Below are 23,437 nucleotides of genomic sequence, written 5' to 3' on the forward strand. Positions count from 1 at the left end.
AGCCGCGCGGCGCGCTTACTTGGCTTCGACCGGCTTCGGCGCGTCGACCGCCGCCGCGGCGGGCACGGCTGCCGGACGCGCCTTGACCACGCGCACGCCGCGCGCTTTCATCCACGCATCGAATTCCTCGGCGGTCATGCGCTTGCCGTTCTGGCTCATGTCGAAGCGCCACGGGGTGTTGTCGAACGCGGTCGTCGGCTTGTAGGCGGCCGGATCGTTGGGCTTGACCGCGGCGGCGGCCGGGATCGCATTGGCCAGGCTCTGACAGCCTTCGGCGCGCAGCCGCAGCAGGACCCGGTCCAGCGACTGGTCGCCGCTGTAGGACTGGGCCAGCACGCCGCTGGGCATGCCCAGTTGCACATTGCGCGTATACAGCTCGGAGGCGACCGGCGCAGCGACCGTGGCTGGCAGCGGCAAGGGCTTGGGCAGGATGTCGCCGGAGCAATCCGGTGCGGCATGCGCAGCAGGAATCAGGGCAAGACCAAGCAGGCCGGCCATAGCGATACGCAGCATCGTTTTTTTCCATTCAGGCAAGGCGACGCCGCGAGTGTAGGCAGGGCCAGGCGCAGTTTCAACTGTCACCGGCACTGCATGCGCTAAATAATTGGGAAGGCTGAAAAAGTTAAGCTTAGCGGGGCTGTTCGGCGCCTCGCTCGCAGCTGCTGTGGAAGCGACTTCAGTCGCGATGGGGCATCACTGGTCAAGCCCGTCGCGACCCCACAAGTCCGCGATGACCTTTATCGGACGCACAAAAGCAAAGCCCGGCGCAAGGCCGGGCTTTGCTTCAGGCATGAAGCGTCCGATCAGTTCTGGACGTTCAGCTCGGTACGACGGTTCTTCGCACGGCCTTCCGGGTTGTCCGTACCATCCGGGTTGGTGTTCGGCGCGATCGGGCGGCTCTTGCCGTAGCCGATCGGACCGACCAGACGCGACGCGTCCACGCCGTTCTTGGTCAGATAGTCGTACACCACGGTGGCACGACGCTCGGACAGCTTCTGGTTGTAGGCGTCGCTACCCTTCGAGTCGGTGTGACCGGCGACCTCGACCTTCAGGTCGGGGTAACGCTTCAGGATCTCGGTGGCCTCGCTCAGGATCGCGATCGCGTCCGGACGCAGGGTCGCCTTGTCGAAGTCGAAGTTGACGCCCTTCAGGTCGATCGACACCGGCACCGGGCAACCGTCCGGACCGATGGTCTGGCCAGGCTTGGAGTCCGGGCACTTGTCGTCGCAGTTGTTGACGCCGTCGCCATCGGTGTCCAGGTCGGCGCAGCTCGGGGCCGCGACCGGAGCCGGCGGAGCGACCGGCGGGGCCGGCGGCGGGCCGAGCGGGATCACGACGCCGACCGAGGCCAGCACGTCGCCGAACCAGTTGTTCGACGAAGCGGCAACGCTCTGGTCGTCGAAGTCGGCGCGGTAGGCCACTTCGGCACGCACGGCAACGCGCTTGTCGAAGGTGGTCTGCAGGCCGACGCCGGCCTTGGCGGCGAAGTTGCCGTCCTTGCGCTGGCCCGGAGACACGGCGCCGCGGGTGTCGAACTCTTCTTCCGAGCGCTGGTAGCCTAGGCCGAACAGCAGGTACGGGTTCCAGCCGCGGCCTTCCTGGATGAAGTGGCGACGCAGGTCGAAGGAGATGCCGTACTGACTCCAGTTCAGATCCTGGTTGGCGTCGAAGTTCGGGTTCTGATAGTTCAGTTCGCCGTCGATGGACCAGTTCGGGCTGACGAACTTGCCCAGGCCTAGGGTGACGAACGGGGCATCGTTGGTCAGACGGTCGTTGTCCTGGAAGTTGAAGCCAGCCGAACCGGTCAGGTACCAGCGGTCATCGAATTCCTGTGCGGACGCTGCCTGGGCGACGGCCAGACCGCCCAGCAACGCGGCGGTGAGAATTTTCTTGTTCATTAATGCAGCTCCTTGTTTCGGGGATATAGAAACCGATAAGGCATGGTTCAGTTACAGATGTCTTGTCACATCCAGACGGCCGTTTCCGCACGCCATCGCCGCGCACATTATGCTCGACATGGTGAAGACGACGTTAACGGCCACGTAACATGTGAAAATCCGGTGCCAGGCCTTCAGCGGTACGGATTTACCGTATACAGCTTCATGAAAGACATGCAATGCGGCGCTTCCCGCAGCTCGTACACCCTTGTAGACAGTGCAACGGGATGCCGTGTGCGTCTCACGACGGGCGCTCCCAGGGCGGCGGATCGGCCAGCTGTACCTGCATGAACTCGACGAAGGCGCGCACCCGCGGCGGCATCAGCCGGCGCTGCGGCATCACCGCGTAGATGCCGGTCTCGGCGATCGCGTACTGCGGCAGGACCTGGCGCAGGCGCCCGTGCCGCAGGTCCTCGGCCACGTGCCACACCGAATGCAGGGCGATGCCCTGGCCGTTCAGCGCCGCGTCGCGCAACACCTCGCCGAAGTTCGATTCCAGCGGTCCGTTGACGCGGACCCCGACCTCGCCGTCGGCCCCGCGCAGGCGCCAGGTGTCCTGGCGGCCTTCGGCGCCGGTCAGCAGCAGGCAGGCGTGCATGGCCAGTTGCGCCGGGGTCGCCGGTTCGCCATGGCGGCGCAGGTAACCGGGAGCGGCGCACAGCACGCGGCGATTGCCGGCCAGGCGCCGCGCGACCAGGCTGGAATCGCGCAGCGCTCCGATCCGGATCGCCAGGTCGAAGCCTTCGCTGACCAGATCCACCACGTTGTCGCTCAGGTGCACGCTCAGCCGCACCTGCGGGTGCAGGGCCATGAACTGCGGCAGCAGCGGCGACACGTACTGGCGCCCGAACGTGGCCGACATCGTCACCCGCAAGGTGCCGGCGGCGGTGCGTCCGGCCGCGCGCAGGCCGCCGGCGAGCGACTCCAGATCCTCGACCAGCGCGCGCCCCTGCTCGGCCAGTTGCAAGCCTTCCGGGGTGGGGTGCAGGCGCCGCGTGGTCCGGTGCAACAGGCGCACGCCGAGTTCGCGCTCGAGCCGCTTCAGCCGCTGGCTGGCGACCGCCACCGACAGGTCCAGGCTGCGCGCCGCGGCACTGATGGAGCCCAGGTCGAGCACGCGCAGGAACAGGGCGATGTCGCCGATCCGGTCCATTTTATCGATTCTGTTGAAAGTCACTCAATATCTTGCCAGTTTCCGAAGGTAAAGCGCGGGCCCAGGCTGTGTTCTTCCCATCCAGCAGCACCCTCATAACATGATCTCGTCCCCCACACAGTCGCCCGCCGTCCCGCCACCGCCGCGCCTGCCGATCGCGCTGTTCGCGCTGACGGCCGGTGCGTTCGGCATCGGCACCACCGAATTCGTGATCATGGGCCTGCTGCTGCAGGTCGCAGCCGATCTGCAGGTCAGTGTGGCCGCCGCCGGACTGCTGATTTCCGGATACGCGCTGGGCGTATTCGCCGGCGCGCCACTGCTGACCGTGGCCAGCCGGCGCTGGCCGCGCAAGCAGGTGCTGGTGGCGCTGATGCTGGTGTTCACGGCCGGCAACCTGGCCTGCGCGCTGGCCCCGGACTACGCCACGCTGATGGCGGCGCGGGTGGTCACCTCGCTGGCGCATGGCACTTTCTTCGGCGTCGGCGCGGTGGTCGCCACCGGCCTGGTGCCGCCGCAGCGCAAGGCCTCGGCGATCTCGACCATGTTCACCGGACTCACCATCGCCACCCTGCTCGGGGTGCCGGCCGGCGCCTGGCTGGGCCTGCAGTTGGGCTGGCGCGCGACGTTCTGGGCGGTGGCCGCGATCGGCCTGCTGGCCACCGTGGTGATCGCCGCACTGGTGCCGGCGGACGGCGCCAGCGCGCCCGCGCCGCCGCTGCGCGAGGAACTGCGCGCGGTCGGCCGTGCGCCGGTGCTGCTCGGGCTGGCGACGACGGTGCTCGGCTATGCCGGCGTGTTCACCGTCTATACCTACATCCAGCCGATCCTGACCCGGCTCACCGGCCTGGCCGACAGCGCGGTCTCGCCGCTGTTGCTGGTGTTCGGGGTCGGCATGGTGGTCGGCAACGTGCTCGGCGGGCGTCTGGCCGACCGGCGCCCGCGGCACGCGCTGCCGCTGACCCTGGGCTTGCTGGCGCTGGTGCTGGCGGCGCTGACCTTCGCGCTGCGCTCGGCGCCGGCGATGACGCTGTGCGTCGGCCTGCTCGGCGTGGCCGCGTTCGCCACCGTGGCGCCGTTGCAGGTGTGGGTGTTGGGCAAGGCCGGCGACGCCGGGAGGCACCTGGCGTCGAGCCTGAACATCGGCGCGTTCAACCTGGGCAATGCGCTGGGTGCCTGGCTCGGCGGGCGGGTGATCGACCACGGCGGCAGTCTGGCGCAGTTGCCATGGGCGGCCGCGCTGGTCACCGCGGCCGGGCTGGCGGCGGCGCTGCTGGCGCTGCGCCTGTCGCCCGCGCCCGCCGCCGAGAACGCGGCGGCGGCGGCATGCGCCACGGGCGGTGCGGCATGAACTGGCACTTGTGGCAGGCCGCACTGGCCACGGCGTTGCTGGGCGCGCTTGCGGCGCCCGCCGGCGCGACCGGGCGCGACTGGATCGCGACCTGGCAGGCGAGTCCGCAGCCGCTATGGGCGGCGGACTTCCCGTTCCCCACCCGGACCCCGTTCAACCTGTGGCGGCAGACCGTGCGCCAGGTGGCGTGGATCAGCCTGGGCGGCAATGAAGTGCGCGTGGAACTGTCCAACGCCTACGGCCGCGAACCGCTGCACATCGGCGCCGCGCAGCTGGCGCTGGCCGCGGACGGCGCGGCGACCGTGCCCGGTTCGGAGCGCGCGCTGCGCTTCGGCGGGCAGCGCGCGGTGACCATCCCCGCCGGTGCGCCGATGCTCAGCGACCCGGTCGCGCTGGCGGTGCCGGACCTGGCCCAACTCAGTATCAGCCTGTACCTGCCGCAGCCGACCGCACCGGCCACGTTCCATTGGGAAGGCCTGCACAGCGCCTGGCTGGCCGACGGCGAACGCACTGCGGACACGGCGCTGGCCGATGCCGCGGCGCTGCCGGTGCGGCTGTTCGTCAGCGGCATCCAGGTGCGCCGCGCCGATGCCGTCGGCGCGGTGGTGGCGCTCGGCGATTCGATCACCGATGGCGCCGCGTCCACCCCGGGCAGCGACCGGCGCTGGCCGGACCAGTTGGCCACGCGGCTGGCGGCGCAGCGCGTGGCGGTGCTCAACGCCGGGATCTCCGGCGGCCGCATGCTGCGCGACCGGATGGGCAGCAATGCGCTGGCGCGGCTGGACCGCGACGTGCTGGCGCAACCCGGCGTGCGCACGCTGCTGCTGTTGATCGGCATCAACGACATCAGTTGGTACGCCACGCCGTTCGCGCCGGACGACGCGCCGGTGCCCGCACAGGAACTGATCGCCGGTTATCGCCAGCTGCTGCAGCGTGCGCAGGCGCGCGGCCTGCGCGTGATCGGCGCCACCCTGACCCCGTTCGAGGGCGCGCTGCCGGACACGCCGATCCGCGGCTACTACAGCGCGGACAAGGAGCGCGTGCGCCAGCAGGTCAACGCATGGATACGCGACGGCAACGGTTTCGATGCGATCATCGATTTCGACGCCCTGCTCCGCGACCCCGCGCACCCCACCCGCATGCTGCCCGCATTCGATTCCGGCGACCACCTGCACCCCGGCGATGCCGGTTATGCGGCCATGGCCGAGGCCGCCGCGCGCGTACTCGGCGACACGCGCGATGCGCGCGCCACGACCGCTGCGCCGCACTGAAGCACGCGTCTTCATTACTTCCCCCGCAAAGGAGTCTCAACCATGGAATACCGTCATCTCGGCGCCTCCGGCTTCAAGGTCCCCGTGCTCAGCTTCGGCACCGGCACCTTCGCCGGCGCGGACGCGTTCTTCGCCTCCTGGGGCAATTCGGACGTGGACCAGGCGCGACGCCTGATCGACATCTGCCTGGAGGCCGGGGTCAACCTGTTCGACAGCGCCGACATCTATTCCGGCGGTGCCGCCGAATCGGTGCTGGGCGCGGCAATCAAGGGCCGCCGCGACCAGGTGCTGATCTCGACCAAGGCCACCTTCCGCTTCGACGCCGACGACCCGAACAGCGTCGGCTCCTCGCGCTTCCACCTGGTGCGTGCAGTGGAGGCGGCGCTGGCCCGCCTGGGCACCGACTACATCGACCTGTTCCAGCTGCACGGCTTCGATGCGAAGACGCCGGTGGAGGAAACCCTGTCCGCGCTCGACGACCTGGTCCGCGCCGGCAAGATCCGCTACCTGGGCGTGTCCAACTTCTCCGGTTGGCATCTGATGAAGTCGCTGGCGGTGGCCGACCGCTACGGCTGGTCGCGCTACGTCGCGCACCAGGCCTATTACTCGCTGATCGGCCGCGACTACGAAGAAGAGCTGATGCCTCTGGGCCTGGACCAGGGTGTCGGCGCGCTGGTGTGGAGCCCGCTGGGCTGGGGCCGGCTGACCGGCAAGATCCGCCGCGGCCAGCCGCTGCCGCAGGGCAGCCGCCTGCACGACAGCAAGGTCACCGAGGCCGGGCCGCCGGTCGAGGACGAGCGCCTGTACCGGGTGGTCGATGCGCTCGACGCGATCGCCGCCGAGACCGGCAGGAGCGTGCCGCAGATCGCGCTGAACTGGCTGCTGCAGCGGCCCACGGTGAGCAGCGTGATCATCGGCGCGCGCAACGAGGAGCAGTTGCGGCAGAACCTGGGCGCGGTCGGCTGGAACCTCGACGCCACGCAGGTACAGCGTCTGGACGCGGCCAGCGCGGTGGTGCCGCGGTACCCGTACTGGCACCAGCGCGGCTTCGCCGAGCGCAATCCGCGCCCGGTGTGAGCCGCGCGCAGCGCACGCCGACAGCAACGCACTCCGATCACCGCTTCCCCACTCCTGGAGACATCATGAAAGCCGTCGCCCTGACCCATTACCTGCCGATCGACGATCCGCAATCGCTGTTCGATGCCGACCTGCCCAAGCCCCCCGCCCCCACCGGCTTCGACTTGCTGGTGCGGGTGGAAGCGGTGTCGGTCAATCCGGTCGACACCAAGCTGCGCGCGCCCAAGCCGCAGGTGGAAGCGCAGCCGCGGGTGCTGGGCTACGATGCCGCCGGCGTGGTCGAGGCGGTCGGCGCGGAGGTCGAGGGCTTCGCGCCGAGCGACGAGGTCTACTACGCCGGCGACATCACCCGCGCCGGCAGCAACGCGCAGTACCAGTTGGTCGACGCGCGCATCGTCGCGCGCAAGCCGGCCACGCTCGACTTCGCGCAAGCGGCGGCGCTGCCGCTGACCACGCTGACCGCGTGGGAGCTGCTGTTCCAGCGCATGCCGTTCGACTTCGACGACGAGCGCAACCGCGGCCGCCGCCTGTTGGTGATCGGCGCCGCCGGCGGCGTCGGTTCGATCGCGATCCAGCTGGCGCGGCACGCAGGCTTCGAGGTCGTCGCCACCGCCTCGCGCGCGCAGACCCGCGACTGGTGCCTGCAGTTGGGCGCGCGCCATGTGATCGACCATCGCCAGCCGCTGGCGCCGCAGTTGCAGGCGCTGGGCATCGCGCAGGTGGAGGCGGCGTTGAATCTGGCCGACACCGAGCGCTACTGGGATGCGCTCGGCGAACTGGTCGCGCCGCAAGGCCATGTCGGGTTGATCGTGGAACCGTCCGGCGCGCTGCACATCGGCGATCCATACAAGGCCAAATGCATCGGCATCCACTGGGAGATGATGTTCGCGCGGGCGCGCTTCAAGACCGCCGACATGATCGAGCAGCACCGGATCCTGGCGCGCGCGGCCAGCCTGATCGACGCCGGCGCACTGCGCACCACCTTGACCGAGACGCTGGCGCCGATCGACGCGGCCAACCTGCGCGAGGCGCACCGGCGGCTGGAATCGGGCAGCACCATCGGCAAGCTGGCGCTGGCCGGCTGGGGCTGACCCGGCATGCATGCCCCGTAACCCGTGTAGAAGGGCTTCAGCCCCGACCGGACGTTACCGGGATAGCCCGACCGGGCCTGAAGCCCCACCTACAAGCGCTGTCGATACGCTTGGTGGCGACCGCCGTTGCCGCATGCGGCGCAGCACGGCGCCGGCATACGGCCGGCCGGGTTGCAGCGCTGCGATTCGGGGCCACCACCGCGGTCCCCTCTTGCCGTGGCGCGGGTTTCGCGGCACCCTGCGCGCTTCCGTACGCAAGCGTATCCAAGGCATGTCGCCCGCCTCCGCCCAGTCCGATCCGTCCTCCGTCGCCTATCCGCATCTGTTCGCCCCGCTCGACCTGGGCTTCACCCAGCTGCGCAACCGGGTGCTGATGGGCTCGATGCATACCGGCCTGGAGGATCGCGCGCGCGACTTTCCCAAGCTGGCCGCGTATTTCGCCGAGCGCGCCGCCGGCGGCGCCGGACTGATCGTCACCGGCGGCTTCGCGCCGAACGTGGTCGGCTGGCTGAAGCCGTTCGGCGGCAAGCTGTCGTGGCCGTGGGAAGTGCGCCCGCACCGGCAGGTGACCCGCGCGGTGCACGCGCACGGCGCCAAGATCTGTCTGCAGCTGCTGCATGCCGGACGCTACGCCTACCACCCGCTGTCGGTGGCGCCGTCGCAGCTGAAGGCGCCGATCAATCCGTTCACGCCGCGCGCGCTGTCCGCACGCGGGGTCGAGCGCCAGATCGGCGCCTATGCGCGTGCCGCGCGGCTGGCGCGCGAGGCCGGCTACGACGGCGTGGAAGTGATGGGCTCGGAAGGCTATCTGATCAACGAATTCGTGGCGCCGCGCAGCAACCGCCGCGACGATGCCTGGGGCGGCGATGCGGCCAGGCGCATGCGCTTCGCGGTGGAGATCGTGCGCCGCATCCGCGCCGCCTGCGGGCCGGACTTCATCATCATCTACCGGCTGTCGCTGGTGGACCTGGTCGAGGACGGCAGCGACTGGCTCGAAATCGTGGCGCAGGCGCAGGCGATCGAAGCGGCCGGCGCGACGCTGATCAATTCCGGCATCGGCTGGCACGAGGCGCGCGTGCCCACGATCGCCGCCTCGGTGCCGCGCGCTGCGTTCGCCGGCGTCACCGCCAAGCTCAAGCCGCACGTGCGGGTGCCGCTGATCGCCAGCAACCGCATCAACATGCCCGACGTGGCCGAGCGCATCCTCGCCGGCGGCGGCGCCGACATGGTGTCGCTGGCGCGGCCGCTGCTGGCCGATCCGCAATGGCCGGACAAGGCGCGGCGTGGCCAGGCGCAGGCGATCAACACCTGCATCGCCTGCAACCAGGCGTGCCTGGACCACGTGTTCGAGAACAAGACCGCCAGTTGCCTAGTCAATCCGCGCGCGGCCGCCGAGACCGACCTGAACTACCTGCCCACGGCGGCGCCCAAGCGCATCGCCGTGGTCGGCGCCGGCCCGGCCGGGCTGGCCTGCGCCAGCGTGGCCGCCGCACGCGGCCACCGCGTGACCCTATTCGACAGCGCCGCGGAGATCGGCGGGCAGTTCAACCTGGCCAAGCGCATTCCCGGCAAAGAGGAATTCCACGAGACGCTGCGCTACTTCCGTCACACGCTCGCCGCCGGCGACGTGGACCTGCGCCTGCAGACCACCGCCGATGCGGCGCTGCTGGCCGGCTTCGACGAGGTCGTGCTGGCCACCGGCATCGTGCCGCGCGCGGTCGATTTCCCCGGCGCCGACCACCCCAACGTGGTCAGCTATCTCGACGTGCTGCGGGGCCGGGTGACGGCCGCGGACAAGGTCGCGATCATCGGCGCCGGCGGCATCGGCTTCGATGTCGGCGAGTTCCTGACGCATGCCGGCGAATCGACCGCGCTGGATCCGGCGCGGTGGATGGCCGAATGGGGCGTGGATCCGCAGTTCGAGGCGCGCGGCGCGTTGCGCAGGCCGCAGCCGACGCCGCCGGCGCGCACGCTGTGGCTGCTGCAGCGCAGTCCCGGCCGCCCCGGCGCGCGGCTGGGCAAGACCACCGGCTGGATCCACCGCGCCACGCTCAAGGCCAAGGACGTGACCATGCTCGGCGGGGTCGAGTACCTGGGCATGGACGATGCCGGGCTGCGCATCCGCGTGGACGGCGTCGAGCAGCGGCTGCCGGTCGGCACCGTGGTGATCTGCGCGGGCCAGGAACCGCGCCGCGAGCTGCACGCTGCGCTGCGGGCGGCGGGCCGCAGCGCGCACCTGATCGGCGGCGCCGACGTCGCCGCGGAACTGGACGCCAAGCGCGCCATCGCCCAGGGCAGCCGGCTGGCGGCGCAGCTGTAGGCGGCGCACTCGGCCGGGACGGCAGGGAAAACACGCGCGCAATGCCTGGATCACCCAGGTCGACGCGCGCTGCTGCAGCTGCGCCGGCGGCAACGCGCTGAGCGCAGTGTGGACGCGATCGGCCAGTTCGTGCCGCAGCACGCCCGTGTCCGTGCACCATTGCACACCCTCTGCACCGTCGGCCACGCCCGCGATGTACAGCTGCGCCGCTTCGCTGGCCTGGCGGCGGCTTTCGGCGAGCCGCGGTGCAGCCCGGCGGCGTCCGGATCGCCCTTGAGCATCTGCAGCGGGTTGCGGACGCTTGAATAGACATCGGCACGCCGCGGCTGCGCGGGCGTCGCCGATGCCGGCGTTGCGGCCCAGGCCGCCAGGCACGGAGCGAACGGGAAGGGCATGCGCAGGGACATCGGATGTGGGCCCGGGCAGCCCGGTCGATGGCGTCGATCCCGGCGGGCGGCCGTTCGGCGCGGCCGGACTTGGTGTTGTCGCATCGCACCGCTATAAGCCGGGGATGCAATGGACCCAACAGCCCGTTTCCCCGCTGCCGTCGCTGCCACCGGCGGCGCTGGCGGCTTATGCCTTGGCGCATTTCGGCAAGAGCCTGCTGTGGTACGCCAGCGAATTGCTGCTGCTGTATTCACTGACCGAGCACGCCGGGCTGGGGGCGGCGGCGGCCGGACTGGTACTGGCGCTGGGCCTGCTGGCCAGTGCGGCGATCGGCCTCGGCGCCGGCTGGCGCTTGCGCCGGCACCTGCGCGCGGTGGCCGGTAGCGGGCGCCTGCAATGGCTGGGGCTGGCCACGGCGGCGCTGGCGCTGCTGCTGGCGTTCGCCGCGCCGCTGCTGCCGGCGTCGCTTCGGCTGGGCTACGTGTTGGTGGTCAGCCTGCAGTTCCGCATCGCCTATGCCGCCTGCGATGTGGCGCAGAACACCTTGCTGAGTCTGGTGCACTGGCCGTGGCACGGCCACGACGGCGCCAGCGCGCTGCGCCTGGCCGGCAGCGGCGTCGCCGCGCTGCTGGTCAGCGCGGTGGTCGGCGCGGTCCTGGCGCGCGGCGCCGGCGGCGCGGCCTTCGTCCTGCAGGCCAGCACGTTGCTGGCCGCGGTGGCGGTGCTGTGCGCATGGCGCCTGCACCGCGTGCTGCAGCGTCATGCCGCGCCCGCGCCGGCCGCCATGCCGCCCGGCGCGCCTGCATCTGCCGCGCCGGCCCCGTCCTGGCGCGCGATCCCGTGGCAGCCGCTGGCGCTGATCGCCGCGGTGTCGCTGACCCTGCCCGCCTTCACCAAGCTGGCGCCGTACGTGGCCGCCTACGGTCTGCTGTCGCCGGGCTGGGGCAGCGCGGTGCTGGTCGCCTATGCGCTGGGCGCGGTGTTGGTGCAGCCGCTGGCCGTGCGGCTGGGCCGACGCCATGCGCCGCGGCAGCGCCTGGCCTGGCTCGGCACCGCACTGCTGCTGAGCGCGCCGCTGTTCGCGCTGGCGCTGCCGGCGCGGCCGCAGCTGAGCGTGCTGGCGGCCGCGTGCATCGGCGCGATCGGCGGCGGCGGCGGCCAGTTGGTCTGGGCCTGGCATGCGCAGCAGACCGCCAAGCGCGCGGTCGCCCAGCAGCCACTGTGCTTCGCCGCGTTGAGCGCCAGCGCGCAGGTGGCGCTGGCCGCTGGCATCGCGGTGATCGGACTGCTGCTGGGCGCGGTGGACTACCGCGCCGACGATGGCAGGCTGCTGCGCTGGGCGATGGCGGCCGGCCCGCTGGCCTGCGGCGCGCTGTGCCTGCTGCTGGCGCTGCTGTCCGCACCGCGGCCTGTGCCCGCAAGCGGGATGGGCCGCGCCGTGCCCGTGCAAGGGCGCGGCAGGCCGACACCAGGGGATGTGCGCCCGTGACCCAACCATGCCTGCAGGCGCTGCGCCCGCTCAGACGAAGAAGGCACGCGGCAGGGGGCATGAGCGCCGCGCCCAGGGTCGCTGCGTCGCCGGCGGTGCGGGCGATGCGCAGTTCCGGCAGCGGTGGCGCCAGACCGGCGACGGTCCAGATGCCGCCGAACTCGACGGCGTTGCCGCGATGGCCGCGGGACAGCCGGCCATCGGCGATGCCGCCGCCGAAGCCGTTGATCAGATGCAGGTAGGCGAAATCGCGGCAGTCGCGGCCGACCCCGTACAGGCTCTCGGCCACTGCCGCACCGTCGTTCTCCACCATGATCGCGCAACCCAGCGCGTCCTCAAGGATCACCCCGGCTCCACCTGGGACCAGTCCTCCAGTGCCGGCGGCCCGGCCATCTGCCGGCCCTGTCCGGTGAAGAATACCGAGATCGCCAGGCCCGCGCCGACCACCCTCGCGCGCTCCACGCCGGTCTCGGCCAACAGTTGGTCGCGGAACCGCAGCAGCTATGCCAGCACCGCACCGGGCCGCATCTCGGCCAGGCCATCCGGCGCTGGCCGCGCACGCCGCCCATCAGGCCGATGCAGAACGCAGTGGCCTGGGTCTGGCACGTATGCTTGCCTCCAGACTCGCGCGAGAAATTATTTAGGAAACACCCTCTGAGGCCGCAACTACAACGCATCGCCGGCCTGGCGGTGGCGAGCATGCGCTGCCGGACATTGCTGTTGGGTGCGGTGGTCGGCCGGCCGCTGCTGGCGCCGGCGGTACTGCCCGAGCGCCTGTGCGATCCGCACGGCGATGCGCTGGCGCTATCGCACCGTGTGTGCTGGAAGCTCGCCTCGGAACACCCTGAAAGGCATCGCCGCGTGCAGCGCACGCTGCTGCGCTCTCTCGAATACGCGCCGCCCGGCGCGGCCCGAGATCGCGGCGTCGCGCTGCTCGCCGCGCTGCTGTCCGCGCCGCACTACGCGCACGACCACGACCCATGGTTCGAGGATCTGCCCGTGCCGGCGATCGCTGGCAAGCACTGGCCGGACCGCGCCCAGCGCTTGGCGCAACTCGCTGGCCCCCCGAATCCGGTGGTCAGGACCTATGTCTTGCTGATGCGACGCCGCCAGTTCCCTAAGAACCTGTTCACGATCTTTTGAGTAGTAGTGTCAGGCATGCCAGGTGGATGAACTGCAAGCTGGTGTTGAGCTTGCGCTCGCAGTTCTTCCATAGCCTTCGGTTCTTTTCCAGCCACGCAAAGCTGCGTTCGACGCTCCAGCGCTTGGGCATGACCTTGAAGGTGTGCAGTTCGCTGCGTTTGGCGATCTGCACCGTGACTTGCTTGCCCAGGATCTCTCGTACGCCTTCGGCGAATGGTTCTGCGGTATAGCCGCTATCGCACAACAGGCTTTGCACGTGTCCCAGGTTCGGCTTGCAACGATCCAGGGATTGGAGCGCGCCTTTGCGGTCGGTCACTTCCGCCCTCGTCACCGCGACCGCATGCGGCAGGCCTTGGGTATCGACGGCGATGCGACGCTTGATCCCCGAGACCTTCTTGCCCGCGTCATAACCCTTCTGGCCGGCCGTGTCCGTGTTCTTCACGCTCTGTGCGTCCACGATCAAGAACGTGCTGCAAGCGTTGCGCCCCTGTCCCTGGCGGGCCGCGCCAACCTGATTTTTTGAGCGCCCGCTCCAGCAGGCTCACTCCTTCATCGTCTGGTTCGCTCCACTTGGCAAAGTAGCAGTGCACGGTGCGCCACTTCGGGAAGTCGCTGGGCAGCGCTCGCCACTGACAGCCGGTGCGCAGCAGGTACAGCACCGCGCACCACACGTCCTACAGATCCACGGTCCGTGGCTTGGTACGCTTGCGCGCCTGCTCCAGAATGGGGCGGATCTGCTCGAACCGCTCCCGGCTCATGGCACTCGGATACGTCTTTGTGCGCATCCGCAGAGTTTGCACTACCCGGGAAAGATCGTGAACAGGTTCTAAGCGCCGGCACCGCCGCCGCGGCAGAACCTGTGAAGCCTGTCAACGATCGGGGTTCAGTTGCGATTGGGGACGCGGCACCTATCGTGCGCGCCACCTCCGATCCGCCCATCCTGGCGGATCCGCCGGCGCCGCAGAGCGCGCCGGCACCCGGGCGGCCCGTGACAGGCCGCCTCCCCATGACGCCAAGCCGCATTGCGTTGCCGCGCCACCCGGTGCAGCCCCGCAACGGCCCATACGGAGCAAGGAGTGACATGAAACTGGCCTGGATACTCTGGCTGTCGCAGCTGTTGCCGCAACCGGCCGCCGATTCGCTGTGCCTGAGCACCACCGTGTACCTGGAAGCACGCGACCAGACGCTGCGCGGCCAGCAGGCGGTCGCCGAAGTCGCGCTGCGGCGCCTGGACAGCGGCCTGTGGGGTACCTCGATGTGCCAGGTGGTCACCGCGCGCAAGCAGTTCGCGCCCGGCCTGGTGAAGCCCGGCACCGAACTGAAGAACGACGATGCCTGGGCCGATGCGGTCGATGTCGCCTTCGCCGCCGAGCGCAACTGGGCGCTGCCGCAGGGCCAGCGCAAGGAGATCGTGCCCGGCGCCAGCCACTTCGCCGCGCATGCGATCGCCCGCCCGAGCTGGCGCAACGCCTACCAGGTCGCGACGATCGGCGACCATACGTTCTACCGCGTGCAGAAACTGCGGCCGCGCGACGCATCCTGATCCCCGGTATCGCCATATGCACATGCGGCCGGGTAGGCTTGCCGGCCCTTTCCGCATGTGGAGACTTCCCGCGATGAAACTCTATGCCAAGCCCAGCGCCTGTTCGCTGGCCGATCACATCGTGCTGCGCTGGGCGCAGTTGCCGTTCGAACTGGTGCTGCTCGACGCCGCGTCGATGAAGGCGCCGGCCTATCTCGCCGTCAATCCCGCCGGTGCGGTACCCGCGCTGCAGTCCGACGACTGGGTGTTGACCCAGAATTCGGCGATCCTCAACTACATCGCCGATCTGGTCCCGGCCGCGCAGCTGGCCGGCGACGGCAGCGCGCGCAGCCGTGCCGAAGTGCAGCGCTGGCTCGCCTTTCTCAACGCCGACCTGCACCCCGCGTTCCATCCCCTGTTCGGCAGCACGCGCTACCTCGAAGACGATGCGGCGATCGCGCGGACCCAGCAGCATGCGCGCGAGCGCCTGCACACGCTGTTCGCTCGCGTGGACGCGCCGTTACAGACTCAGGCCTGGCTCGGCGGCGCACAACGCTCGATCGCCGATGCCTATCTGTTCGTGACGTTGCGCTGGGCGCAGGCATTGCGGATCGAACTCGGCGCGAACCTGCAGCGCTTCTTCGTGCGCATGGCCGCCGACCCGCAGGTGCAGGCGGCACTGCACGCCGAAGGCCTGCAGTGAGACTGCAGGGGCAGCTGCAGCCGCGACAGTCCCCGACCGACAACGCCCGTCCCGGCGGCTGACACCGACCCGCACCTGCAGCCGCCGCGTTGCGGACGCTCTCACCGCATCCGCGCAGCAGCGTCGCGGCACCATCCGATCTTCGCCCGCATGCGATGGCGCTCGCTCGCAGCGGTCGGCGCGGTGCAGGCACGCGGCGGCGGCTCCGCGCCGCAAGACCCGGCCGATCGCGTCGAGCGCGCGCGGATCGTCCAGTGTCGACAGGTCGCCCGGATCGCGCTGCTCGGCCAGCGCCTGCAGCGAGCGCCGCAGCAGCTTGCCCGAACGCGTCTTCGGCAACATCTGCACCAGGTGGACCTGCGCCGGCCACGCGCCACCGCACCGAGCCGTTCGACCACGCATTGCCGCAGCTGCGCGGCGATGGCGGCGGCATCGGGCGCTGCCTGCTTCAGCATGGCGAAGACCACCGGCACCTGCCCCTTCAGTTCGTCGCGCATGCCGATCACCGTCACCTCGGCCACGTCCGGATGGCCGGCGATGGCTTCTTCGATCTCGCGCGTACCCAGGCGGTGCCCGGCGACATTGATCACGTCGTCGGTGCGGCAAAGGATGAACGTATAGCCGTCCTCGTCGCGGATCGCCCAGTCCGGCGAGCTGTACAGCAGTTCCCGAAAACGGCCGAAGCAGTTGCGCAGGAAACGCGCGTCGTCACTCCACACCGTGGTCATGCAGCCCGGCGGCAACAGCGGCTCGATCACCAGCACGCCCTTGCGTCCGTCCGGCACCTCGGCGCCGGCCTCCTCGACGATCTTCCTCCGGTAGCCCAGGTTCGGGAACCCGGGAGAGCCGGGCTTGACCGGCTTCATCTCCAGCCCCGGTAGCAGAGTCAGCGCCGGCCAGCCGGTCTCGGTCTGCCAGTAGGTATCGATGACCGGCTTGCCCAGCGCCGCGCCGATCCACCACGCGGTCGGCTCGTCCAGCGGTTCGCCGGCCAGGAACAGGGACTGCAGCGCGCTCAGGTCGTGGTCGCGGATGTGGCTGGGCGGGTGCTTCTTCAGCACGCAGATCGCGGTCGGCGAGGAGAACATCGTGCGCACCCGGCATTGCTCGCACAGCGCCCACCACACGCCGGGATCCGGCTGCACCGGCAAGCCTTCGTACAGCAGCGAGGTGCAACCGGCGATCGGCGGTCCGTACACGTTGTACGAATGGCCGACCGCCCAGCCGACGTCGGAGGTGGAGAACATCGCCTGCCCGGGCGCGCAATCAAACACCGTGCGGATCGACAGCGCCAAGGCCACCGCGTAGCCGCCGACGTCGCGCTGCACGCCCTTGGGCTTGCCGGTGGTGCCCGAGGTATACAGCAGGTAGCCGGGTGCGTTGGACTCCAGCCAGACCACCGGCACCGGCGCGGCGCCGACTTGCGCGCGCAGATCGGCGTAATCCACGTCGCCCCCGTCGATGCGTGGCTGCGCCGGATCCAGCCCGCGCGAGACGATCAGCAGCTTCGGCGGCGGCGCGCTGGCCTCCACGCAGGCGGCGTCGATCAGCGGTTTGTAGGGAATGATCTTGCCGCCGCGGCTGCCGGCGTCGGCGGCGATCAGCAGCTTCGGCGCCGCATCGTCGATGCGCAGCGCCAGATTGTGCGCGGCGAAGCCGCCGAACACCACCGAGTGCGCCGCGCCGATGCGCGCGCAGGCGAGCATCGCGAACACCGCCTCGGCCATGTTCGGCATGTACACCACCACGCAGTCGCCGCGCTGCACGTCCAGGCGCAGCAGCACCGCGAAGGCGTTGACCTCGTCATGCAGCTGCGCATTAGGTGAATTCGCGGGTCTGCCCGGTCTCGCTGGACACCGCCGCCAGCGCCAGTTGCGCGGCGCGCTCGGGCAGGTGCCGGTCGACCGCGTTGTGGCACAGGTTGGTCAGCCCGCCGCCGAACCAGCGCCGGAACGGCGGGTCGTCGTACTCTCCAGGATGGTCTGCGGCGGCCGCTGCCAGTGGATGGCCCTGGCCTGCTCCGCGCAGAACTCCTCCGGCCGCTCGATCGAGCGCCGGTACAGCCTGGCGTAGCCCATGCGGCCCCTCCCGAGGCGATGCAGCCGCGCCGAGCATGGTCCCTGCGCGGCGCGGGCGTCCTTCCAACATTGGTCGAAGCGGTGCAGGCCACGGCCCCGCCGCGCCTATGCCCGCGCGGCTACTGCTTCTGCGCCGCGGCGGCGCGCGGCGCGGCATTCTTCACGTAGCGGTCGAACCACTCCAGCATCTCGGCGACCAGGTCCTCGTTGGACTCGCGCGCCGTGTACCAGTGCGGCTCGAACGGCAGCAGCACCAGGCGCGCGGTGCCGCCGTTGCCGCGGATCGCCTGGAACAGACGCGGCGCCTGGGTGGTCTCGGTACCGGGATTCGCATCGTCCATGCCGTGCACGATCAGCAGCGGCTCGTCGATCTTGTCGGCATGGAAGAACGCCGAGGCCTGCGCATAGACCTGCGGCGCGGCCCAGAACGAGCGCCGCTCGTTCTGGAAGCCGAACGGGGTCAGGGTCTTGTTGTAGCTGCCGCTGGTGGCCACGCCGGCGCGGAACAAGTCGGTATGCGCCAGCAGGTTGGCGGCCATCAGCGCGCCGTGGCTGTGACCGGTGACGCCGATCCGCTGGCGATCGACCACACCCAGTTCCACCGCCTTGTCTACCGCGGCGCTGGCGTTGTCCACCAGCTGCTGCAGATAGGTGTCGTAGGCGGTCTTGGGATCGCCGACGATCGGGAACGCGGTGTCGTCGATGATCGCGTAGCCGGCCAGCAGCAGCAGCTGGTAGGAGCTCAGGCGGGTGAAATCGCGTTCGTTGGCGCCGCTGACCTGGCCGGCCTTGGACGGGTCGGCATAGTCGAGCGGATAGGCGTACAGGATCGCCGGCACCCGCGTGCCTTCCCGGTAGCCCGGCGGCGTGTACAGGGTGAACGACAACTCCACCCCGTCCTTGCGCTTGTAGGTCACCAAGCGCTTCTTGATCTGACGTACCAGCGGCGTCGGGTCGGGAAAGCGGGTCACCGGCACGATGCTGGACGCGTAGGCCGCCTCGCCCGCCGCCGCGCCCGGCCGCGCCTGGCCCAGCGTGCGCAGGTACACGTTCGGCGGATCGACCGGCGACTGCCGCCAGGTCAGCAGCCGCGCCACGTCGTCGCCGGCGAAACCGGCGAACACCTCGTCGACGCTGGCGTCGCTGCGGAACAGGCGCTCGGTCTTGCCGCTGGCCAGCTCGTAGCGATCCAGGAACGGCCGGTTGCCGGCCGGCGAGGCGCCCTGTCCGCTCAGGAACAACGCGCCGCGGTCCTCGTGCAGCACCGCTTCGCCGTTGGCGAGCACGCGCATCTCCGGGGTGCCGGGATCGGCGTACAGGTCGTCGGTGGACAGGTCGAACAGCACGCGGCCGCCATGGCCGGGGCGGTCCGCGTCCAGCAGCGTAGTGCGGCGCCAGTGGCGGTTCTCGTCGTACTCGTCCAGCAGCGCCTGCGCGCCCTCGGCGAACCAGGACAGCCCGGCATAGCGCTGCGTCACCCGCGCCAGTTCGCGCGGCTTGGCGGTGAACGGCGCCGACAGGGTCAGCAGTTTGTCGCGCGCCGGCACGTTCGCCTTCCAGTCGCCACCGTCCAGCGCTTCGGCCCACACCAGCGTCGCCGGCTGGTTGGCCCGCCAGGAATACGCGCGCGGGCCGGTCGGCACGCCCTGCACCGGCACCCGGTCGGCGACCGGCAGGTCGGCCAGGACGCGCTCGCTGCCGCTGGCCAGGTCCAGCACCGCGACGTCGTGCGCGAAGCGGCTGTAGGTGGTGACGTAGGAATACGGCCGCTGCAGTCGCTCCACGCGCACGTGGCGGCCGTCGGGGGCGCCGTCGACCGCGGTGTAGACCGCCGGCGCGCCGACCTTGCTCTGGCTGCCGGTGGCGGCATCGACCTTGAGCAGCTGCGAGGTGGCGTAGTACGCGAACAGCGCCTCGTCCTCGGGACTGGACAGCGTGTCGCGCGCCTCGTAGGTGCTGCTTTCGCCCTTGCCCTGGATGGTTTCCTTGACCTCCGGGCCCGGCGGCACCGCCGCCTTGCGCGGCGCCGCGCCCAGGTCCTGCGGCACGGTCTTCAGCAGCAGCGTGTCGCTGCCGCCCAGCCACTGGATCTCGCCGCCCAGCACCGGATTGAGCTGCACGCCGTCGATCCGGCGCACGCGGCCGCTGGCGACGTCGCCCAGCCATAGCTCGACGCGGTCGGCGGCGGTGTTGCCGAAGGCGAAGCGGCGCCCGTCGGGCGACCACACCGGCAGCGCCGGACAGGCGCCGGCCGGCAAGGCCACCGTGGTCTGCTTGCCGCTGGCCACGTCGAGCAGGGCGAAGCCTTCCAGGCAGGTGCGGATGCCATAGCCGTTGGCCATGTCGTGGCGGCTGTGGCTGCGCGGCTCCACGCGCACGCCGGCCAGCTTCAGGTACGGCTCGGCGACGCGCGCGATCGGCGGATACTGGGTGCGCTGCACCAGCAACACGGTCTTGCCGGAGGGATCCAACCGCGGCGATGGATTCAGCGGCGCGCGCATCACGCTCAGCAGCGGCTCCGGCGGCTGCCGGTAACCGCCGTCCGCGGCCAAGGCGGCGAGCGGCAACACGCTGGCGAGCGCCAGCGACCCGATCCATCGATACGACGTGTGCATAGACGTTGTTCCCAGGCGAATGGCTGCGGCAACGTAGCACACCGTGACGCATCGGGCCGAGGCAGCTTCGGCATCGGAGTGCCGCCGCCGAAGCGCCCCCACATCTGTGCAAGCTCCCACGCGCGCCTTTGCGCGCCCCTGCAATCGTGTCGGCGCGCGGCATCCGCACTCCCTGCGGGTGCCTCCATGCGCTGCATGCGGCCAACGCCGCCCAACTACCTACCAACAGTAGGTTACCATTGGTCGATATCGTTCTACTGGAGCCGACCACCCCATGCACGCCGTCATCGTCGTAGCCCATCCGGATCAACGCTCTCATACCCACGCCGTCGCTGCGCAGCTGGGCGCAGGTCTGGCGGCGGCCGATGCGGGGCACACCTTCGAAATCGCCGACCTGGCCCAGGAAGGGTTCGATCCGCGGTTTACCCGCAACGACGTCGCGGTACAGCTGAAGACCACCGCTCCCGACACCGACATCGCCGCGGAACATGCGCGCCTGGACCGCGCCGACGCCCTGATCCTGGTCTATCCGATCTACTGGTGGTCCTTTCCCGCCCTGCTCAAGGGCTGGATCGACCGCGTCTTCACCCAGGGCTGGGCCTACGAGGACGACGCGAACGGAAGGCTGGTCGGCAAGCTCGCGCGCCTGCGTGTCCACCTGCTCGCCATCGGCGGCGCCGATCAGCGCACCTATGCGCGCCACGGCTACTTCGGCGCGATGAAGACGCAGATCGACCACGGCATCTTCGGCTACTGCGGCGCACGCGTGCAGACATCGGAACTGCTTCTGCTGCCGGATCCGGCATTCCCGCAGGCGCACTACGCATCGGCGCACGCCATTGGCCGGCGCATTTTTTGCGCTGCCGCCGCCACCCGCAGCGAGAGCATCCCGGCATGAGCGCACGCACGCCCGACGCAACGCCACGTCGGCGTTTGTCCCGCCAGGCGCGAACCCGCCAGTTGCTCGACGTCGCGTGGACGCTGATCCGCAGCAAGGGAACCGATGCGCTGACCTTGGGGCAGCTCGCCGAGGATGCAGGCGTCAGCAAGCCGGTGGTCTACGACCACTTCGGCACGCGCAATGGATTGCTGGCTGCGCTCTACAAAGATTTCGATGCGCGCCAGACGGCCATCATCGATGCGGCCATCGCCGCCTCGAAGCCGACGTTGGAAGACAAGGCGAGCGTGATCGCCTCGCGCTACGTGGCGTGCGTGCTGGCGCAAGGGCGGGAGATTCCGAGCGTGCTGGCCGCGCTCGGCGGCTCGCCGGAGCTGGCCTCGGTCAAGCGGCATTACCAGCAGGTCTTCATCGAAAAATGCCGGAAAATCCTGGCACCGTTTTCCGGGCCGACCGGTGTGTCGCCGGCAGCGCTATGGGCGCTGCTGGGTGCGGCGGACTCGCTTTCGCAAGCGGTGGTGTCGGGCGACATCAGCGAAGAGCAGGCCAGGCACGCGCTGTTCGTGAGCACACTCGCCATGGTCAAACGCAGCAAATAGGCCGAGGGGGGGGGACACCGGAGATACCCGGCCTGCACAGGTTGCGGCGCCGCCATCCGGTGTCGGACGCAGGACTCGCATGCCGACGGCGCTGCGCGACGGGACGCAGCCGGCACCGCCGCCATCCACGGCGCCGCCGCACCCCAGCCAGGCCGTATCTTCTCTACGGCCTGGCTGGCGCCGGACCGGGTGCTGCCGCAACGCATGGCGCCACCGACGACGCTGCCGGTCGGCGACAGCGACGAACAGCCGCCAGCGGCGCATGTCCATCGCGTTCCGGCCCGCACAACGCAGAACCCCGGGCACAGCCCGGCGCCCGGTGACGTGATCGTGCGTGCGATCAGCCCAGCAGGTGCGCCACGCCGCTGCGCTCTTCTTCCAGCTCGGCCAGGGTCCTGTCGATGTACTTGCGGCTGAACGCGTCGATCGGCAGGTCCTTGACCAGGGTGTACTCGCCGTTCTCGGTCGTCACCGGGAAGCCGAACACCACGCCTTCCGGAATGCCGTAGCTGCCGTCGGAGGCAATGCCCATCGTCACCCACTTGCCGCCGCTGCCCAGCACCCAGTCGTGGACGTGGTCGATCGCCGCGTTCGCCGCCGAGGCCGCCGAGGACAGGCCGCGCGCTTGGATGATCGCCGCGCCGCGCTTGCCGACGGTCGGGATGAAGGTCCCCGCGTTCCACTCCTGGTCGTTGATCGCGTCGCCGATCGAGGCGCCGTCGGCGGTGGCGAAGCGGTAGTCCGGGTACATGGTCGGGCTGTGGTTGCCCCACACCACCAGCTTCTCGATGCCGCCGACCGGCTTGCCGAGCTTGGCGGCGAGCTGGCTCAGCGCGCGGTTGTGGTCCAGGCGCAGCATCGCGGTGAAGTTCTTCGGGTTCAGGTCCGGCGCCGACTTCATCGCGATGTAGGCGTTGGTGTTGGCCGGGTTGCCGACCACCAGCACCTTGACGTTGCGGCTGGCGACCTTGTTCAGCGCCGCGCCCTGCGCGGTGAAGATCTTGGCGTTCTCCAGCAGCAGGTCCTTGCGCTCCATGCCCGGACCGCGCGGACGCGCACCGACCAGCAGGGCGACGTCGGCGTCCTTGAACGCCACTTCCGCGTCGTCGGTGCCGACCATGCCGGCCAGCAGCGGGAACGCGCCGTCCTCCAACTCCATCATCACGCCCTTCAGCGCGGCCTGGGCCTTCTCCACCGGCAGCTCGAGCAGCTGCAGGATCACCGGCTGGTCCTTGCCCAGCATTTCGCCGGAGGCGATACGGAACAGCAGGGCATAGGCGATCTGGCCGGCGGCACCGGTCACGGCAACACGTACGGGTGTCTTCATGGGGGGGGATTCCTCTGCTAAAAAAGGGATAGGGTCAGTAGACGCGATAGCCGAGCCGGAGCAGGTGCGCGTCCAGAGCGGCCGTGTCGTAGCCATCGATCACGCGCTGGCCGATCACCGTGATCGGCACGCCCTCGCGGCCCAGGGCGGCGGCCGCGCGGCGGCCGTGCTCCTGCTCCACGTCGAGGACGCGATAGCGGACCCGGGCGCGGGCGAAATCGGCCTGTTGCCGACGGCAGTAGCCGCACCAGTCGGCGGCCAGCATCACGATGCCGTCCTCGCCGGTGAGCCGCCGCGGATCGCGGTCCGCCAGCGCCGCCGACTGGCCGCCGCGCCACCACGCATGCACACCGCCGCCGCCGATTCCGAGCAGCAGCAGGCACAATTAGGAGAGGACGCATCGTCATCGAGGCTCGGGCGCGGGCGCGGCGGTCAGCCGGCGAATGCTAGCACGCAGGCCAGCGGCGGCCGGCCTGCAC

Annotated in this window: 18 protein-coding genes and 4 pseudogenes; 11 read left to right on the forward strand and 11 right to left on the reverse strand. The window is 70.2% G+C overall.

Features of this window, described 5'->3' with window-relative positions; all coding sequences use genetic code 11:
- Positions 1-15: 15 nt before the first annotated feature.
- From G4Q83_RS14600 to G4Q83_RS14610, 3 genes are all read right to left on the reverse strand, one after another.
- Positions 16-513, reverse strand: a complete 498-nt coding sequence (locus G4Q83_RS14600; RefSeq protein ID WP_128420987.1) for a hypothetical protein — start codon at positions 511-513, stop codon at positions 16-18.
- A gap of 290 nt (positions 514-803) precedes the next feature.
- Entirely contained in the window at positions 804-1,898 is a 1,095-nt protein-coding gene (locus G4Q83_RS14605) for an OmpA family protein (protein WP_128420986.1), read from the reverse strand.
- Positions 1,899-2,178: 280 nt separating this feature from the next.
- The gene (locus G4Q83_RS14610; RefSeq protein ID WP_128420985.1) at positions 2,179-3,090 is read right to left on the reverse strand and encodes a LysR family transcriptional regulator; all 912 of its coding nucleotides are present in this window, start codon (positions 3,088-3,090) and stop codon (positions 2,179-2,181) included.
- Between the two features lie 100 nt (positions 3,091-3,190).
- Here G4Q83_RS14610 and G4Q83_RS14615 point away from each other — a divergent pair, with 100 nt between their 5' ends.
- From G4Q83_RS14615 to G4Q83_RS14635, 5 genes are all read left to right on the forward strand, one after another.
- Entirely contained in the window at positions 3,191-4,438 is a 1,248-nt protein-coding gene (locus tag G4Q83_RS14615) for an MFS transporter (protein ID WP_128420984.1), read from the forward strand.
- Entirely contained in the window at positions 4,435-5,709 is a 1,275-nt protein-coding gene (locus G4Q83_RS14620) for an SGNH/GDSL hydrolase family protein (protein ID WP_128420983.1), read from the forward strand. Before G4Q83_RS14615 ends, G4Q83_RS14620 begins: the two co-directional genes overlap by 4 nt.
- 42 nt (positions 5,710-5,751) lie before the next feature.
- Positions 5,752-6,786: an aldo/keto reductase gene (locus tag G4Q83_RS14625; RefSeq protein ID WP_128420982.1), complete on the forward strand. Its 1,035-nt coding sequence runs from the start codon at positions 5,752-5,754 to the stop codon at positions 6,784-6,786.
- 65 nt (positions 6,787-6,851) lie between these two features.
- Positions 6,852-7,877, forward strand: a complete 1,026-nt coding sequence (locus G4Q83_RS14630) for a zinc-binding alcohol dehydrogenase family protein (protein ID WP_128420981.1) — start codon at positions 6,852-6,854, stop codon at positions 7,875-7,877.
- Positions 7,878-8,148: 271 nt separating this feature from the next.
- On the forward strand, positions 8,149-10,197 hold the full coding sequence (locus G4Q83_RS14635) for an NADPH-dependent 2,4-dienoyl-CoA reductase (protein ID WP_128420980.1): 2,049 nt from the start codon (positions 8,149-8,151) through the stop codon (positions 10,195-10,197).
- A gap of 81 nt (positions 10,198-10,278) precedes the next feature.
- Here G4Q83_RS14635 and G4Q83_RS24235 read toward each other — a convergent pair.
- A pseudogene (locus G4Q83_RS24235) lies at positions 10,279-10,572 on the reverse strand (Rap1a/Tai family immunity protein); the annotation flags it as partial.
- Between the two features lie 136 nt (positions 10,573-10,708).
- Between G4Q83_RS24235 and G4Q83_RS14645 the strand changes: the two are divergent.
- Positions 10,709-12,073, forward strand: a complete 1,365-nt coding sequence (locus tag G4Q83_RS14645; RefSeq protein ID WP_128420979.1) for an MFS transporter — start codon at positions 10,709-10,711, stop codon at positions 12,071-12,073.
- A 208-nt stretch (positions 12,074-12,281) separates the two neighbouring features.
- Here the strand turns inward: G4Q83_RS14645 and G4Q83_RS23480 are convergent.
- Together G4Q83_RS23480 and G4Q83_RS24100 are read right to left on the reverse strand one after the other, a co-directional pair.
- Positions 12,282-12,386: pseudogene (locus G4Q83_RS23480) on the reverse strand (hypothetical protein); the annotation flags it as partial.
- A 29-nt stretch (positions 12,387-12,415) separates the two neighbouring features.
- Positions 12,416-12,550, reverse strand: coding sequence for a hypothetical protein (locus G4Q83_RS24100; protein WP_281401965.1), 135 nt, complete (start codon positions 12,548-12,550; stop codon positions 12,416-12,418).
- Positions 12,551-12,553: 3 nt separating this feature from the next.
- Here G4Q83_RS24100 and G4Q83_RS23485 point away from each other — a divergent pair, with 3 nt between their 5' ends.
- Positions 12,554-13,216: a hypothetical protein gene (locus G4Q83_RS23485; RefSeq protein ID WP_246432107.1), complete on the forward strand. Its 663-nt coding sequence runs from the start codon at positions 12,554-12,556 to the stop codon at positions 13,214-13,216.
- On the opposite strand, the pseudogene G4Q83_RS14660 reads toward G4Q83_RS23485, so the two are convergent.
- Positions 13,203-14,001, reverse strand: a pseudogene (locus tag G4Q83_RS14660) (IS5 family transposase). The gene G4Q83_RS23485 and the pseudogene G4Q83_RS14660 overlap by 14 nt on opposite strands.
- Positions 14,002-14,297: 296 nt before the next feature.
- Between G4Q83_RS14660 and G4Q83_RS14665 the strand changes: the two are divergent.
- Both G4Q83_RS14665 and G4Q83_RS14670 read left to right on the forward strand, forming a co-directional pair.
- A complete protein-coding gene (locus G4Q83_RS14665; RefSeq protein WP_128420150.1) occupies positions 14,298-14,759 on the forward strand; it encodes a cell wall hydrolase in 462 nt (153 codons plus the stop codon).
- A 73-nt stretch (positions 14,760-14,832) separates the two neighbouring features.
- Positions 14,833-15,441, forward strand: a complete 609-nt coding sequence (locus G4Q83_RS14670; RefSeq protein WP_128420151.1) for a glutathione binding-like protein — start codon at positions 14,833-14,835, stop codon at positions 15,439-15,441.
- A 207-nt stretch (positions 15,442-15,648) separates the two neighbouring features.
- On the opposite strand, the pseudogene prpE reads toward G4Q83_RS14670, so the two are convergent.
- Together prpE and G4Q83_RS14680 are read right to left on the reverse strand one after the other, a co-directional pair.
- A pseudogene (prpE, locus tag G4Q83_RS14675) lies at positions 15,649-17,519 on the reverse strand (propionate--CoA ligase); the annotation flags it as partial.
- A 119-nt stretch (positions 17,520-17,638) separates the two neighbouring features.
- Positions 17,639-20,134, reverse strand: a complete 2,496-nt coding sequence (locus tag G4Q83_RS14680) for a S9 family peptidase (protein WP_128420152.1) — start codon at positions 20,132-20,134, stop codon at positions 17,639-17,641.
- Positions 20,135-20,408: 274 nt separating this feature from the next.
- On the opposite strand from G4Q83_RS14680, the gene G4Q83_RS14685 reads away from it, so the two are divergent.
- Together G4Q83_RS14685 and G4Q83_RS14690 are read left to right on the forward strand one after the other, a co-directional pair.
- Positions 20,409-21,032, forward strand: coding sequence for an NAD(P)H-dependent oxidoreductase (locus G4Q83_RS14685; RefSeq protein ID WP_128420153.1), 624 nt, complete (start codon positions 20,409-20,411; stop codon positions 21,030-21,032).
- Entirely contained in the window at positions 21,029-21,631 is a 603-nt protein-coding gene (locus G4Q83_RS14690; RefSeq protein WP_128420154.1) for a TetR/AcrR family transcriptional regulator, read from the forward strand. The genes G4Q83_RS14685 and G4Q83_RS14690 overlap by 4 nt, the downstream gene beginning before the upstream one ends.
- A gap of 340 nt (positions 21,632-21,971) precedes the next feature.
- On the opposite strand, the gene G4Q83_RS14695 is transcribed toward G4Q83_RS14690, so the two are convergent.
- Entirely contained in the window at positions 21,972-22,958 is a 987-nt protein-coding gene (locus tag G4Q83_RS14695) for a malate dehydrogenase (protein WP_128420155.1), read from the reverse strand.
- Between the two features lie 34 nt (positions 22,959-22,992).
- Positions 22,993-23,343, reverse strand: coding sequence for a glutaredoxin family protein (locus G4Q83_RS14700; RefSeq protein ID WP_246432108.1), 351 nt, complete (start codon positions 23,341-23,343; stop codon positions 22,993-22,995).
- Between the last annotated feature and the right edge of the window lie 94 nt (positions 23,344-23,437).

Source organism: Xanthomonas theicola (assembly GCF_014236795.1).
Taxonomy (GTDB): domain Bacteria; phylum Pseudomonadota; class Gammaproteobacteria; order Xanthomonadales; family Xanthomonadaceae; genus Xanthomonas_A; species Xanthomonas_A theicola.

Excerpts from the sequence above, each read along its gene's own strand:
- G4Q83_RS14685 (WP_128420153.1), top strand. The coding sequence starts at position 20,409 with ATGCACGCCGTCATCGTCGTAGCCCATCCGGATCAACGCTCTCATACC.
- G4Q83_RS14670 (WP_128420151.1), top strand. The coding sequence starts at position 14,833 with ATGAAACTCTATGCCAAGCCCAGCGCCTGTTCGCTGGCCGATCACATC.
- G4Q83_RS14600 (WP_128420987.1), bottom strand. The coding sequence starts at position 513 with ATGCTGCGTATCGCTATGGCCGGCCTGCTTGGTCTTGCCCTGATTCCT.
- G4Q83_RS14620 (WP_128420983.1), top strand. The coding sequence starts at position 4,435 with ATGAACTGGCACTTGTGGCAGGCCGCACTGGCCACGGCGTTGCTGGGC.
- G4Q83_RS14665 (WP_128420150.1), top strand. The coding sequence starts at position 14,298 with ATGAAACTGGCCTGGATACTCTGGCTGTCGCAGCTGTTGCCGCAACCG.
- G4Q83_RS14645 (WP_128420979.1), top strand. The coding sequence starts at position 10,709 with ATGCAATGGACCCAACAGCCCGTTTCCCCGCTGCCGTCGCTGCCACCG.
- G4Q83_RS14605 (WP_128420986.1), bottom strand. The coding sequence starts at position 1,898 with ATGAACAAGAAAATTCTCACCGCCGCGTTGCTGGGCGGTCTGGCCGTC.
- G4Q83_RS14695 (WP_128420155.1), bottom strand. The coding sequence starts at position 22,958 with ATGAAGACACCCGTACGTGTTGCCGTGACCGGTGCCGCCGGCCAGATC.
- G4Q83_RS14680 (WP_128420152.1), bottom strand. The coding sequence starts at position 20,134 with ATGCACACGTCGTATCGATGGATCGGGTCGCTGGCGCTCGCCAGCGTG.
- G4Q83_RS14615 (WP_128420984.1), top strand. The coding sequence starts at position 3,191 with ATGATCTCGTCCCCCACACAGTCGCCCGCCGTCCCGCCACCGCCGCGC.
- G4Q83_RS14610 (WP_128420985.1), bottom strand. The coding sequence starts at position 3,090 with ATGGACCGGATCGGCGACATCGCCCTGTTCCTGCGCGTGCTCGACCTG.
- G4Q83_RS14635 (WP_128420980.1), top strand. The coding sequence starts at position 8,149 with ATGTCGCCCGCCTCCGCCCAGTCCGATCCGTCCTCCGTCGCCTATCCG.
- G4Q83_RS14690 (WP_128420154.1), top strand. The coding sequence starts at position 21,029 with ATGAGCGCACGCACGCCCGACGCAACGCCACGTCGGCGTTTGTCCCGC.
- G4Q83_RS14625 (WP_128420982.1), top strand. The coding sequence starts at position 5,752 with ATGGAATACCGTCATCTCGGCGCCTCCGGCTTCAAGGTCCCCGTGCTC.
- G4Q83_RS14630 (WP_128420981.1), top strand. The coding sequence starts at position 6,852 with ATGAAAGCCGTCGCCCTGACCCATTACCTGCCGATCGACGATCCGCAA.